Below are 15,241 nucleotides of genomic sequence, written 5' to 3' on the forward strand. Positions count from 1 at the left end.
GCCCGCGCGCACCGGGGGACGCCGGTTCAGGGAACCAGTTGGCGGTCGGCGGCCTGCTGGATCAGATCCTTGTCGGTGATGGCCACCGCGTCCGGGATCGCGTCCGGCAGGTCGTCCTCCAGGTAGCGGACCGGCCGGTACCGCCAGGCCGCCAGGCCGATCAGCACGGTCACCGCGCCCGCCACGATCGTGAGCAGGCCGATGCCCCGGCCCCGGGCGGCCCCGGCGATCGGGTCGAAGACGTGCTCGACCAGCGGCCCGGCCAGCAGGAAGCCGATCGGGACCATGGCCCAGCTGAGCATCAGGTTGGTCGCGATGACCCGGCCCTGCAGGTCGAGGCCGACCTTCTGCTGCACGATCGAGAACCAGTGCGCGTTCAGCAGCGCGGTCAGCAGGCCGACGAGGAACAGGCCGGTCGCGGGCAGCGCCGGGTGGGGCGCCAGGCCGATGACCGCGAAGGCGACGCCCAGGGCGACGAAGCAGCCCAGGATGCCGTTCGTGCGGCGGGTCAGGCCGCCGGTCACCGTCATGATCACGCTGCCGATCACCAGGCCCACGCCGGTCATCGACAGCGCGATGCCGAGCCCGCGGGTGTCGGTGAGGCTGAGCAGCAGCGGCGTGGACAACACCTCGACCATCGCGAACGGGAAGTTCAGGAACGAGGTGAACAGGATGATCGCCAGCAGGCCGTGCCTGCGGGTGATGTAGCGCCAGCCGCCCGTCACCTCCCGCCAGAACGGCTCCTCCTGCTTCTTGAACAGCGCGTTCGGGAAGCGGACGGCCAGCGTCACGGTGACCGCGAAGAGGAAGGAGGACAGGTCGATCACGATGACGCCGCGCAGCCCGACGGCCGCCATGAGCGCCCCGCCCAGCAGCGGCGCCAGGACGGTCCCGGCCGCCTGCCCGAGCTGGGCCATGCCGTTGGCCCTGCCGTAATACCGTTTGGGCACGAGCTGGGCCACCGCCGCCATGTACGCCGGTTGGTGGAAGGCCGTGGAGATCGACCCGACCGCGACGATGACGTAGACGTGCCACAGGTGCAGCCCGCCCGTCCAGAGCAGCGCGGCCAGCGAGGCCGAGGCCAAGCCGGCCGCCGAGTCGGCGGTGATCATGACGGTCCGGCGGTTCCAGCGGTCGGCGACCGTGCCGGCGATCGGCGCCAGCACCACGGCGGGCAGCAGCGCCATGACCGAGACGATGGCGAACATCGAGATCGACCGCGTCTGCTGGTAGACCCACAGGCCGAGGCCGAACGTGGTCAGCCCGGTGCCGATCAGCGACACGAGCTGGCCGAAGGCCACCAGGAAGAACGTCTTCAGGCTGGCCTGCTGGAAGCGCGGCGGCAGCGGCGCGGGCGGCCGTTCGCCGCCGCCGAGGATCTCGGCCAGCTCGGGCGCCTGGTGCTTGGCGAAGTAGTGCCCGGCCTTCGGGATGACCTCCAGCGACACCGAGTCGGAGAACGCCTCCCACTCGCGGAAGCGCTCCTCGTACAGCTCGGTGGCGCGGTCGTTCTCGCCGACCACGCACACCAGCGGCGCGGACAGCTTCCTGATCGGCTCCTGGTACAGCCGGGTGTAGTAGTCCTCGCCCTCCTGGGTGTCGCGCAGGAAGACGCCCATGATGAAGTCGCGCTCGCGCGGGTCCAGGTCCTCGGTGAAGAAGCCCATGGCCCGCAGGAACTCCAGCGCCTGCCGCTTGGACGTCCACCGCTCCATCGGGAAGACCCGGCGGAACCAGGCGAACGCCCTGCCGGGCAGGCGCGGCGCCGGGAAGTGGCCGCCGACGACCACCTTCACCAGGTCGACGCCCTCCTCCTCCAGCCGGCGCGCCAGCTCGACGGTGAGCGCGCCGCCCATGCAGTGCCCGTACAGCAGCACCGGCCCGCGCACCCGTTCCTTGATCTCCTTCACGCAGCCCTCGACCAGCTCGGTGAAGGGCAGCGCGGGCTCGCCGGGATTGCCGGTGTCGTGGCCCGGCGGCTCCAGCGCGAGCATCGTGATGTGCTCGGGTACCGCCGCCGCCAGCGGCTGGTACGTGATCGCCCCGGCCCCCGCGAACGGCAGGCAGACCAGCGTCACCGTGGCCGCGGGACGCGGCGGCGTCAGCTCGTGCAGCAGCCCGGCGGGCTGGGCCGACCCGTCGAGCGTGGCGAACGCGCGGATCGTCGGGTTCTTGAACAGGTCCAGCACGGTCGCCGGGATCCCGGAGTCGCGCACGGCGCGCACGGCCTTGAAGGAGTCGCCGCCGAGCGCGAAGAAGTCGTCGTCGATGCCGACTCCGCTCACGCCCAGGATCTTCGACCACAGCTCGGCCAGCCGCACCTCGGCCGGGGTGCGCGGCGCCGTCCCCTCGGACCGCGTCGGACCCACCGGCTCGGGCAGGGCCTTGCGGTCCACCTTGCCGTTGGGGGTCAGCGGCAGCGCGTCCAGCAGGGTGAACGACGACGGGATCATGTAGTCGGGCAGCTTGCGCCGCAGGTGCTCGCGCCAGTCGTGCTCGCCGTCGGCGACCAGGTAGGCGGCGATGCTCTTGTCCTCCTCCGCGCCGCGCACCACCACCGCCGCCGAGCCGACCGCCGGATGCGCCAGCAGGAGCGTCTCGATCTCGCCCAGCTCGATCCGGTAGCCGCGCACCTTCACCTGGCCGTCGGCCCGGCCGAGGAACTCGATCGTCCCGTCGCCGCGGCGGCGGGCCAGGTCGCCGGTCCGGTAGAGCCGGCTGCCGTCCTGCCAGGTGACGAACCGCTCGGCCGTCAGGTCCGGCCGGCCGAGGTAGTCGCGGGCCAGGCCCGCGCCGCCGATGTACAGCTCGCCGATCACGCCGGTCGGCACCAGCTCCAGCGCGGCGTCGAGCAGCAGGATCCGGGTGTTGGCGATCGGATGGCCGATCGTGATCGGCCCGTCGCCGACCCTGGTGATCGTGGACCAGATCGTGGTCTCGGTCGGCCCGTACATGTTCCACAGCTCGGCCACCCGGCCGCGCAGGTCGGCGGCCAGGTCGGCGGGGAGCGCCTCGCCGCCGCACAGCGCCTTCAGACCGGCCCTGCCGGCCCAGCCCGCCGACAGCAGCAGCCGCCAGGTCGCCGGGGTGGCCTGCATGACGGTGGCCTCCTCCAGCAGGGCGGCCAGCCGCAGCGGGTCGTAGGCGGCCTCGCGGCTCGCGATCACCACCCTGGCCCCGACGGTGAGCGGCAGGAACAGCTCCAGCACGGAGATGTCGAAGGCGAACGTCGTGACGGCCACCAGCGTGTCCCGCCCGGTCAGGCCGGGCTCGCGGCTCATCGAGTCGAGGAAGTTGACCACCGAGGAGTGCTGGACGCGCACGCCCTTCGGCTGCCCGGTCGAGCCGGAGGTGTACAGGACGTAGCAGGGGTTCCCGGCCGTGGCCAGGGCGGGCGGCCGGGCCGCGCTCTCGCCGGGGAAGCCGTCGTCGGCCAGGAGCAGCTGCCCCTGGAAGGCGGTGTAGCGCCCGGCCAGCTCGCGCTCGGTGACCAGCACGCCGATGCCGGAGTGGCCGAGGATGTAGTCCTGGCGGTCCTGGGGGTACATCGGGTCGAGCGGCACGTACGCGCCGCCCGCCTTGAGCACGCCGAGCAGCGTGACCAGCATCGTGGCCGACCGTTCCATGGCCACGCCGACCAGCGTCTCGGGGCCGACGCCGGCCGACCGCAGCCGGTGGGCGGTCCGGTTGGCCCGCTCGTCCAGCTCCCGGTACGTCAGCGACTCGCCCTCGAAGGCGACGGCCACCGCGTCGGGCGTCCGGTCGGCCTGGGCCTCGACCAGCTCGTGCACGCAGCCGCCGGGCGCCTGGCCGTCCTGGCCGCCGAGCTGTTCTGCCAGCTCCTCGCCGGTGAGGAAGGTCAGAGCGGACAGCCGGGTCGCGGGCGCCTCGACGATCGCGCCGAGCAGCAGCTCGTAGTGGCGCAGCAGCCGCCGGGCGGTGCCCTCGTCGTACAGCGCGGTGTTGTACTCCAGCCGGCACAGCAGCTCGTCGTCCTGCTCGTAGACCTGGAGAGCCAGGTCCACCTGGGCGGTGCGGGTCTCCACGGGCCGGTCGGTCACGGTCAGCCCGGTCATGCCCAGGTCGCTCTGGGGCAGGTTGAGCAGGTTGAACAGCACCTGGAAGAGCGGGTTGCGGGACAGGTCCCTGGGCGGGTTCAGCTCCTCCACCAGCCGCTCGAACGGCACGCCCTGGTGGGCGTAGGCGCCGAGCGCGTACTCGCGCACCTGCGCCAGCAGCTCGGTGTACGGCAGGTCGCCGTCGAGCCGGGCGCGCATGACCAGCGTGTTGATGAAGCAGCCGGCCACGCTCTCGAACTCCGGACGGGTGCGCCCCGCCACCGGCGAGCCGACGCAGACGTCCTCTTGGCCGCTGTAGCGGTACAGCAGCGTGTGCAGCGCGGCCAGCAGCGTCATGTAGAGCGTCGCGCCGCGTTCCTGGCTCAGCCCGCGCAGCCTCTTGGCCAGCTCCGCGGGCAGCGTGTGCGTGGCGACCGCGCCCTCGAACGTCTGCATCGGCGGGCGCGGCCGGTCGGTGGGCAGGTCCAGGCTGTGCGGGGCGCCGCGCAGCCGTTCGGTCCAGAAGCCCAGGTCGGTGGCCTGCTCCTGCTGCCAGCGGGCGTAGTCGCGGTAGCCGTACCCGGGCTCGGGCAGCTTGTCGCCGTTGTAGAGCGCGGCCAGCTCGCCCTCCAGCATCGTGATCGTCCAGCCGTCCACGATGATGTGGTGGAAGGCCAGCGACAGCACGTGGTGGTCGGCGGCCGTGCGCAGCAGCCGGGCCCGGAACAGCGGGCCGTGCTCCAGGTCGAAGGGCTCGGCCGCGTCCCTGCTCAGGGCGCCTTCGACGTCGTCGCAGTCCTCGACCGGCAGCGGCGTCTCCCCGGGAGGCAGCACGACCTGCACCGGCTCGCCGTCCGGGGCGTGGAAGACGGTCCGCAGGGCCTCGTGCCGCCGGACCAGCTCGCGCAGCGCGTCGTGCAGGAGCCGTACGTCCAGGTCGCCGCGCAGGTCGAGCGCGGTGGCCACGGCGTAGGCGGCCGAGCCGTGCACCTGGTCGATGAACCACATGCGCCGCTGGATGAACGAGACCGGCGCCGGACCCGGCTCCGCGACGGCCCGGATCACCTCGGGTTCGGCCGCGGAGGCGACCAGCGCCCGCTGCCCGTCCAGCGTCGGGTGCTCGAAGACCGCCTCGATGGGCAGGCCCAGCCGGGAGGCGAGCTGGGTGGCCACCAGCGAGTCGCCGCCCAGCTCGAAGAAGTCGTCCGAGGGGCCGGCGGGCGTGATGCCGAGCACGTCCCGCCAGGCGGCGGCCACCGGGTCGAGCCCCTCTGCCGCCACCGCCGCCGGGACGGCGGCCAGTTCGTGGCGGCGGGCCCGCGGCCCGATCCAGTAGCTGCGCCGCTCGAACGGGTACGTCGGCAGCGACGCCCGCCGCCCGGGAGGCGCGAACGCCGCCCAGTCGACGTCCGCGCCGGCCACCCAGAGCCGTCCGACGCCTTCGAGCAGGGCGGCCGGGCCGCCCTCGGGCTCGGTGAGCAGGGCGACCGACCGGCCGCCCTGCCGGCGCACCAGCGTGCTCAGCGTGCGGCCGGGGCCGACCTCCGCCACCGTCGCCCCGGCCGTCACCAGAGCCTGCGCGCAGTCGGCGAAGCGCACCGCCTCGCGCAGGTGGCGCACCCAGTAGCCGGGGTCGGCGGCCTCGGCGTCGCTCACCCAGCCGCCGGTGACGTTCGACAGGTACGGCACCTCGGGCGCGCGCAGCCGTACCGAGGCGACCTCGGCGGCGAACGCGTCGAGCACCGGGTCGAGCATCGAGGAGTGGAAGGCGTGCGAGGTGCGCAGCGCCCGGCAGGTGACGCCCCGCCCGGCCAGCCGCTGTTCCAGGGCGGCGACGGCGTCCCCCGGACCGGCCACGACGCACGACCCGGGGGCGTTGACCGCGGCCAGCGACAGCTCCTCGCCGAGCAGGCCGCGCACCTCGTCCTCGGGCAGCGGCACGGCCAGCATCGAGCCGGGCGGCAGGCCCTGGACCAGGCGGCCGCGGGCGGCGACCAGGCGCAGGGCGTCCTCCAGGGTGAGGACCCCGGACAGGCAGGCGGCCACGTACTCGCCGATGCTGTGCCCGGCCATCATCGACGGGCGCACGCCGCGTTCGATGAGGGTGCGGGCGAGCGCGTACTCGGTGACGAACAGCGCGGGCTGGGTGAGCCAGGTCTGGTCGAGGTCGCCGGCCTCGCCGTACAGGGCCTCGCGCAGGTCGAGGCCGAGAAACGGCTCCAGGATCGCGGCGGCGGAGTCCACGACGGCGCGGAAGACGCCGCCGGACCGGTACAGGCCCGCGCCCATGCCACGGCGCTGCGCGCCCTGGCCGGGGAAGACGAAGGCCAGCTCACCCGGACGCGCCTCGCCGGTGACCAGCTCGGCCGTGAGCGCCGCCGGGGTGTCCTCGGCGACCAGCGCGCCGCGATGCCGCAGCGCGCGTCGGCCGTGCCGCAGCGTGCGGGCGACGTCGCCCAGGTCCAGCTCGGGACGGGTGCGCAGGTGGTCACGGAGCCGTTCGGCCGACTCGGCCAGCGCCGGTTCGGTGGCGGCGGACAGGACGAGCAGGTGCGGTCCTGGCGTCGCCGCCTGCCCGGCGGCCGGTTCGGGCGCCTCCTCCAGCACGACGTGGGCGTTCGTGCCGCCCATGCCGAACGCGCTGACGCCCGCCCGCCGCGGCCCCTCGCCCTGTGGCCACTCGGCGCTGGCGGTCGGCACGTAGAACGGACTGAAGTCGATGCGCGGGTTGGGCGTGCCGAAGTTGACCGTGGGCGGCAGCGTGCGGTGCTTGAGCGCCATCACGGTCTTGATCAGCCCGGCCATGCCGGCGGCCGCGTCGGCGTGCCCGATGTTGGACTTGACCGACCCCAGCGCGATCGGCCGGTCGCCGGTGAAGACCTGCGACAGCGCCGCGACCTCGATCGGGTCGCCGAGCGCGGTGCCCGTGCCGTGCGCCTCGACGTAGCCGATCGTGTCCGGCTCGACGCCGGCCGCCGCGAGGGCCGCGGTGACGACCTCGGCCTGCCCGTCGACGGCGGGGGCGGTGTAGCCGACCTTCCTGGTGCCGTCGTTGTTGACCGCCGAGCCGCGGACGACGGCGTGGATCGTGTCGCCCGCCGCGATCGCGTCCTCCAGCCGCTTGAGCACGACGATGCCCACGCCGCTGGCCCCGATCGTGCCCTGGGCGCCGGCGTCGAAGGGGCGGCAGTGGCCGTCCGGCGAGCCGATGCCGCCGCTCTGGAACACGTAGCCGCGCCGGGTCCAGGCGTTGACCCGGACGCCGCCGGCCAGCGCCATGTCGCAGTCGCCCGCCAGCAGGCTCTGCCGGGCCAGGTGCAGCGCGACCAGCGAGGTGGAGCAGGCGCTGTTGACGCTGACGCTCGGCCCGCGCAGGTCCAGCTTGTACGACGTCCGCGTGGGCAGCGAGTCCTTGTCGTTGGCCAGCATGACCTGGTACTCGCCCACCGCCTTGAGCACGTCGGGCGCGGCGAGCAGGTTCTCGATGAAGTAGCTGCTCATCGCCGAGCCGGCGAAGACGCCGATGTGGCCCGGGTGGCGGGCCGGATCGCAGCCCGCGTCCTCCAGAGCCTCCCAGGCGGTCTCCAGGAACAGGCGTTGCTGCGGGTCGAGGATCTCGGCCTCGCGCGGGGTGAACTCGAACAGCGTGGCGTCGAACAGGTCGATGCCGTCCAGCACCGTGCCCGACCTGACGTAGGCCGGGTCGGCCAGGCGCTCGGGGTCCTCGCCGTCGGCGAGCAGCTCCTCGTCGGTGAAGTCCTGGACGGCCTCGACGCCGTCGCGGATCGCCGTCCAGAACTCGCCGGGGCCGTTCGCGCCGGGGAAGCGGCAGGCCATGCCGACGATGGCCAGGGCGCCGCCCGCGGTCGCCGTGGCGGTGGGGGCCGTCTCCGGGGTGGTGGGGGCGCCGGGGCTCAGGTAGGCCGCCAGCGTGGAGATCGTCGGATACCTGAACAGGTCGGTGACCGTCAGGGCGAAGCGTTTGCGCAGCCGCTCGTGCACCTGGAGGGCCAGCATCGAGTGGCCGCCGACCTCGAAGAAGTTGTCGTCGAGCCCGAAGTCGCCGGTGCCCAGCGTCTCCCGCCAGGCCCGGGTGACGAGCTGGACGACCTGGTGGCGCGGCATGTGCCCGGCCGCCTCGTCGCCGCGCATCGCCGTGGCCAGCACCTGCCGCAGGTCGGCCACGAGGGCGCGGACCGTTCCCGGCCGGTACAGGTCGGTGTTGTACTCGACGAGTCCGTCCAGGGTCTCGCGGACGCCCACGGTGAGGTCGAACTTGGCGGTGCGCTCGGGGATCTCCACCGGCGTGACCGTCAGCCCGGCCAGCTCCAGCTCCGAGGCGGCCTCGGGCAGCATGTTGAACATCGTCTGGAACACCGGGCTGCGGTCCAGGCGGCGCTCGGGGTTGAGCTCCTCCACCAGCCGCTCGAACGGCATCGCCTGGTGGTCGTGGGCGTCGAGCACCGCCTCCTTGACCCGCTCGACGACCTCGGCGAACGACGGCCCGCCCGACAGGTCGGCGCGGACGGCCAGGGTGTTGGTGAAGAACCCGATCAGGCCCTCGTACTCGACCTGGTCGCGGTTGGCGATGGGCGTGCCCACGACCAGGTCGTCCTGGCCGGAACGGCGGGCCAGCACCACCAGGTAGGCCGCGAACAGCACCATGTACGGCGTGGCCCCGAGGCCGCGGCAGTAGGCCGCGAACTCCTCGCGCGGCAGGTCCAGCGAGAACGGCAGCTCGGCCCCCGCGTACGTCTGGACCTCCGGACGCGGCAGGTCCGGGGGCAGCTCGGTGACCGCCGGCGCGCCCGTCAGCGCGCCGAGCCAGTGGGCCAGGTCCTCGCTGTGATCGCGGTCGCGCTGCTCGATCGCGTAGTCCGGGTACTGCCGGGGGAGCGGTGGCAGCTCGCGGCCCTCGTACAGGGCGCTCAGCTCGCGGCGCAGCACGTCGAGGGACCAGGCGTCGGCCACGATGTGGTGCAGGGTCAGACGCAGCACGTGCCGCTCGTCGTCCTCGCGCTCCAGGCAGGCGCGGACGAGCGGGCCGGCGGTCAGGTCCATCGGCGCGTCGTCGGGCGCGTCGGCCAGGGGGATCGTCAGCGTGTCCGCCACGACCTGGTACGGCCCGTCCTCGTCCATGGCGAACGTGGTGCGCAGGCTCTCGTGCCGGGCCACCAGGGCGTTGAGAGCCCGGTGCAGCGCCTCGCGGTCGAGCGGGCCCTCGATGCGGAAGGCCAGCGGGATCAGGTAGTGGGCGGCCCCGGGCGCGGTCCGGTCGAGGTACCAGGCGCGGAGCTGGGTGAAGGACATCGGCAGCCGCTCGGGCCTGGGCCGCCCGGCCGCCTGCTGCTGCTTCTTCTTGCGTAACGCGTCGAGGAGCTGCCGCTGCTGTGCTGACAGGCTCATTGGTCACCTTCCATGGAACGCAGCAGGGCCTCGGCCTCTTCGTCGGAGTACGCGGCCACCATCAGATAGAGCTCGGCGGCCGTCTCCACCTCGGGGGAGGCCAGCTCGGCGGCCAGCTCGGCGACGGTCGGGCGGGCGAAGAGCGTGCGCAGCGGCACCCGGACGTCCAGCGCGTCGCGCAGCCGGGAGGCGATCCGGGTGGCGTTGAGCGAGTTGCCGCCCAGCTCGAACAGGTTGTCCTCCCGTCCGACCTGCCCGCCCAGCACCTCCTGCCAGACGGCGGCGACGGCCTGCTCCAGCGGCGTGGCCGGGGCCGCCGTGACGGCCCGCGCGGCCGGGCCGGGCTCGGGCAGGGCCTGCCGGTCCACCTTGCCCGACGGGTTCACCGGCAGCGCCGCCAGCGGCACGTACGTGCTCGGCACCATGTACTCCGGCAGCCGCTCGGCCAGGTACGGCCGCAGCTCGGGCGTGCCGTCGGCGACCACGTACGCCACCAGGGCGCCGTCCCTGACCATGACGAACGCCTCGCGCACGGCCGGGTGCCCGGCGAGCACGGCGGCGATCTCGCCCGGCTCGACCCGGTAGCCGCGGATCTTGACCTGGTCGTCGGCGCGGCCCAGGAACTCGATGTCCCCGGCGGCGTCGCGGCGGGCCAGGTCGCCGGTCCGGTAGAGCCGGCGGCCGTCCCGCCAGGTGATGAACCGTTCCCGCGTCAGGTCGGGCCGGCCGTGGTAGCCCCTGGCCAGGCAGGCGCCGCCGAGGTGCAGCTCGCCCGGCACGCCGTCGGGCACCTCGTGGCCCAGCCGGTTCAGGATCGGGGTCTGGACGCCCGGGACGGGCCGGCCGATCGGCGGCAGCCGGGGCCAGTCCTGCGGCGGGCCGGTGAGCGTGTGGGCGATGTCGATGATCGCGCCCTCGGTCGGACCGTACTGGTTGTGCAGCCGCATCCACGGCTTGACGAACCGTTCGAGCTGCGGGGTGACCTGGAGCTGCTCGCCCGCGGTGATCACTTCGCGCAGCGTCTCGGGCGGCTCGATCCCGGCTCCGGCCAGCGACTGCAACGCCACGAACGGCAGGAAGATGCGTTCCACCCGGTTCGTGGCGATGTGGTCGAGCAGGGCGGCCGGGTCGCGCCGCAGCTCGTCGCTGACCATGACCAGCGTCCCGCCGTACGCCCAGGTGCTGAAGATCTCCTGCACCGAGACGTCGAAGCCGAGCGCGGTGAACTGCAGGCTCCGGTACGCGCCGCCGTGCCAGGCCATCAGGTTGGCGACCGGGCGGTGGGTCATCTCGACGCCCTTGGGCTGTCCGGTCGAGCCCGAGGTGAACAGGATGTAGGCCAGGTCGTCCGGGGTGACGCCGCTGTCCGGGCGGTGGCCGGGGCGGCCGTCGAGCTCGGTGTCGACGTACACCGGACGCTCGTGCGGCAGGCTGCCGGCCAGCGCCCGGTGGGTCACCAGGACCGGCGTCTCGACCCGCTCCAGCACCTGGGTGAGCCGGCCCTCGGGGTAGGACGGGTCGAGCGGCACGTACGCGCCGCCCGACTTCAGGATGCCGAGCAGGGCCACGGGCAGGTCGAGCGAGCGACGTACGTGCAGGGCGACCGGCACCTCCGGGCCCACGCCCAGCTCGCGCAGCAGGTGGGCGAGCTGGTTGGCCCGGCGGTCGAGCTCGGCGTAGGTGAGCCGGTCGCCCTCGAACTCGACGGCGACCGCGTCGGGCGTGCGGTCCGCCTGCTGCTCGAACAGCCCGTGCAGGCACTGGTCGGGGCCGCGGCCCGGCGGCTCGTGCCCGCGGGCGAGCAGCGCGGAGACCGGCGCGGCCGGGTCGGCCGCCACCTGTTCGAGCACGCGCACGTAGTGGCCCAGCAGCCGCTCGGCGCTCGCGCGCTGGAACAGGTCGGTGGCGAACTCCAGGCTCATCTCCCGGCCCTCGGCGTAGAGCACCAGGTCGGCCTTGGCGCCGCCGTTCTCCACCTCCTCCAGCACGCGGAAGGTGACCCCGCCGCCGCGCCGGGCGCCCGGCGGGTCCTGCATCGCGAACATCACGTCGAACGGCGGCCGGCCGCCGGGGCACAGCTCCCTGACGATCTCCTCCAGCGGCACGTCCACGGGGGTGGCCAGGACCGTCGCCCGCACCTGCGCCAGCAGGCCCTCGAACGTCGGATCGCCCGCCAGTCCGGTCCTGATCGGCAGCGTCTCGACGAAGAAGCCGATCAGGGCGTCGGCGCCGGGCGCCTCCCGGCCGGCGAACGGCACGCCGGTCACCAGGTCGTCCTGGCCGGTGTAGCGGTGCAGCAGCGCCTGGAAGGCCGCGAACAGCACCATGAACGGGCTCGCCTGGGAGCGTCTGGCCAGCGACTCCAGCTCGGTGAGCAGCCCGTCCGGCAGCGTCGCCCGCACCCGGGCGCCGCGCCGCAGCGGCTCGGCCGATCCCGGGCCGTCGCCGGGCAGCGCCAGCCGCTCCGGCGGCGACTCCAGGACCTTCCGCCAGTACGGCAGCCCGTCGCCCCCCGCTCCGCGCCGGTACGGCCGGGCCGGCTCGGGCAGGCTCTCGCCCGCGTAGAGCCGCGCCAGCTCGTCCAGGAGGACGCCCGCCGACCAGCCGTCGAAGGCGATGTGGTGCACGGTCACCAGCAGCCGGTGCCGGTCGTCGGCCAGCCGCAGCAGCAGCGCCCGCAGCATGGGACCGTTCCGGAGGTCGAACGGGTCGCGGGCGGCGTGCTTGGCCAGCGCGTCCGCGCCGCGCGGGGTGGCGTCCACGACCTTGAGGGGGATCGTCGCGGCCGGCTCGACCACGGCGACGGGCTCGCCGTCGTGCTCCTCGTAGCGGGTGCGCAGCGGCGGGTGGCGGCGCACGATCTCGTTGATCGCCCGTTCCAGCCGTGCGGTGTCGAGGGGGCCGTCCAGGGCGATCAGGATCGGCACGTTGTACTGCGAGCCGCCGGGCGCGACCTGGTCGATGAACCACAGGCGGCGCTGCGCCGGGGTGACGCCCTCGGCGGGGGCGAGGGCGGCGGACGCGGGCGGCAGGCCGTCGATCGCGCGGGCGAGGGCGGCGACCGTGGGGTGCTCGAAGAGCATCCGGGGCTCGACCGGCCTGCCGAACAGCTCGCAGGCGCGGGCGGCGATGCGCATGGCCAGCAGCGACTGGCCGCCGAGGGCCAGGAAGTCGTCGTCGGCGCCGATCGGCCCGGCGTCGAGGAGGTCCTGCCAGATCCCGGCGAGCGCGGCCTCGGTGGGCGTGCCGGGCGGCGTGACCGCGCGGGCGCTCCGGACCGGGTCGGGCAGGGCGGCACGGTCCACCTTGCCGTTGACGGTCAGCGGCAGCTCGTCCAGGAAGACCCAGGCGGTGGGGATCATGTAGTCCGGCAGGAACCTGCGCAGGTGGGCGCGGGCCTCCTGCTCGCCGGCCGGGCCCACGACGTAGGCGACCAGGTCGCCGCCGCGCACGGCCGTGGTCGCCGCCCGCACCCGTGGGTGGCGGCCGAGCACGGTCTCGATCTCGCCCAGCTCCACGCGGTTGCCGCGGATCTTGACCTGGTCGTCCAGCCGTCCCAGGAACTCGTACTCGCCCGAGGCGTCGCGGCGGGCCAGGTCGCCGGTCCGGTAGAGCAGGCGCCCCTCGCCGTCGCGGACGAAGCGTTCGGCCGTCAGCTCCGGCAGGTCGAGGTAGCCCAGGCCGACGCACACGCCGCCGAGGTGGATCTCGCCCTCCTCGACCGGCCGCAGCTCCTCGTCCAGCAGGTGGACGGTGACGCCGGGCAGCGGCCTGCCGAGCGCGGGCGGGCGGGTGCGGCCGTCGTGCGGGGGCACCTCGCCGGCGATCGCGTTGACCGCGCACTCGGCCGGGCCGTACAGGTTGAACAGCCGGAACGGCAGGTCGGGGCGCGGGTGGACGGTCAGCCGGTCGCCGCCGGTGCTCAGCGTGGCGAGGCTGGTCCCGTCCGGCCAGGACAGGCCGAGCAGGCCCTCGGCGATGGGGGTGGGCGCGTAGCAGGTGGTCAGCTCCTGCTCCACGATCCAGTCACGCAGCGCGGGCAGCGAGAGCCTGGTGCGCTCGTCGGGGATGACCATCGTGGTCCCCCCGGTCAGGTACATCCAGATCTCCCAGACCGACGGGTCGAAGTTCGGGCTGGTGAGCAGCGGGGCCCGGCCGTCCAGCCCGAAGGTCTCGTGCGACCAGGCGATCAGGTTGGACAGCGCGCGGTGGGGGACCAGCACGCCCTTGGGGGTGCCGGTCGAGCCGGACGTGTGGATGACGTACGCCAGGTCGTCCGGGCCGGGCATGGGCACGGGCACCGGCTCGGACGGCTCGTCGGCGGGGACGAGCGTGTCGATCACGGGGACGCCGTCGGGCGCCAGCGAGGCCCATTCCGGCTCGGTCACCACGGCGGCGGCTCCCGCCAGCATGGCGCGGATCCGTTCGGCAGGCGTGGCCGGGTCGATCGGGGCGAAGGCGAGCCCCGCCTTCATGACGCCGAGCTGGCCCGCGACCTGCCGGATCGACCGGCCCGCGAGCACGGCCACCCAGGGCCGTCCGCCGGGTCGTCCGCCGGGCCGTCCGTTCAGGGCGGACTCGCGCAGCCGAGCGGCCACGCCGTTCGCCAGGCGGTCGAGCTCGCCGTACGTGAGGTGTTCTCGACCGGCCGAAACGGCGACCCTGTCCGGGGTCGCGCGCAGCCGGTCCTGGTAACGGTGCAGAACAGATGCTGAGGGTGCTGCATCTGACGTCATTGTCACGCCTGCCGATTGTTGAGTTTTTGGGACTTTTTGGGCACGCCGCGGAACAGAATGACCCTCTTGCCAGAGGGGTGTCAACCCTGGAGTGAATCGCTTGACAGCGCCGCGTCCTGGGCGCTTGTCCTCTGCCGGCCGGGCACCCCCCGGGCCCCGCGATCGCCTGTGCCGCCGGACGACCGGATCTGCCGGACGTCCGGCCGTCGCGCCCCTTCCCCCGCCCGGCGTCCCCCCGCCGGGAGACCGTTCCGGCGAGCCGGCCGCCATTCTTCGAGCCCCCGCATTACCGACGCTGACAGCCGGACTATCTACAGGTCAGCGATGCTCTGACCAGAAAGGCGAAGTGCACGGGCGGGCCATTCTCAGGCGCTTCCCGTGCACGTGCTCGCGTTCTTTGAGCGCGGTTCACCACCCGCCGCCACGAAGGGCGGACGCCTCAGGAACGCTCCGGCTCGTAGTGCAGGCCCACCACGCCGCAGTCGAACGGGCGCGCGGCGACCAGGCGCAGCCTCTGGTAGCCCTCGCCCGCCGGGAACAACGGCAGCCCCGCCCCGATCGCGACCGGGTTGACGAACAGATGCAGCTCGTCGATCAGCCCCAGGGAGATCAGCTGCCGGCCGATCGAGGCGCCGCCGGCCACCATCACGTCGCCGCCGGGCTTCGCCTTCAGCTCGCCGACGGTCTCGGCCAGGTCGCCGCCCGCCACGACGGCGTTCCTCCAGGGCGACTCGGTGAGGCTGCGGGAGATGACGACCTTCGGAGTGTTGATCATCTTGTCGATGCCCTCCTCGGTCTCGCCCGCCGGCCGCGACTCCCAGGCCGGGATGAAGCCCTCGGCCAGCCTGCGGCCCAGCACGATGGTGTCGACCGGCTCCCACACCGCCGCGACGTGGGCGTTGATGTCGTCGGTCCAGGGGAACCGGAGCCAGTCCATCTCGCCGCCGGGGCCGCCCACGAAGCCGTCCGTGGTGATCTGGAGCTGGAGCTTGACCTTGCGCATCGGTGTTTCCCTTCCGGTTCCGCTCTGTGTGGTCTCCA

General features: G+C 73.7%; 3 protein-coding genes. All 3 read right to left on the bottom strand.

Annotated elements, in window-relative coordinates:
• Window positions 1–26: 26 nt before the first annotated feature.
• Window positions 27–9,464: an amino acid adenylation domain-containing protein gene (locus ACIA8R_RS42610; RefSeq protein ID WP_397043292.1), complete on the bottom strand. Its 9,438-nt coding sequence runs from the start codon at window positions 9,462–9,464 to the stop codon at window positions 27–29.
• Window positions 9,461–14,200 (bottom strand): amino acid adenylation domain-containing protein, encoded by a 4,740-nt coding sequence (locus ACIA8R_RS42615; protein ID WP_397043294.1) that lies wholly within the window; start codon window positions 14,198–14,200, stop codon window positions 9,461–9,463. The genes ACIA8R_RS42610 and ACIA8R_RS42615 overlap by 4 nt, the downstream gene beginning before the upstream one ends.
• 439 nt (window positions 14,201–14,639) lie before the next feature.
• Complete coding sequence (locus tag ACIA8R_RS42620; RefSeq protein WP_357709770.1) at window positions 14,640–15,203, bottom strand: dihydrofolate reductase family protein; 564 nt, start codon at window positions 15,201–15,203, stop codon at window positions 14,640–14,642.
• Between the last annotated feature and the right edge of the window lie 38 nt (window positions 15,204–15,241).

This window comes from Nonomuraea sp. NPDC051191, from assembly GCF_044455665.1.
GTDB lineage: Bacteria > Actinomycetota > Actinomycetes > Streptosporangiales > Streptosporangiaceae > Nonomuraea.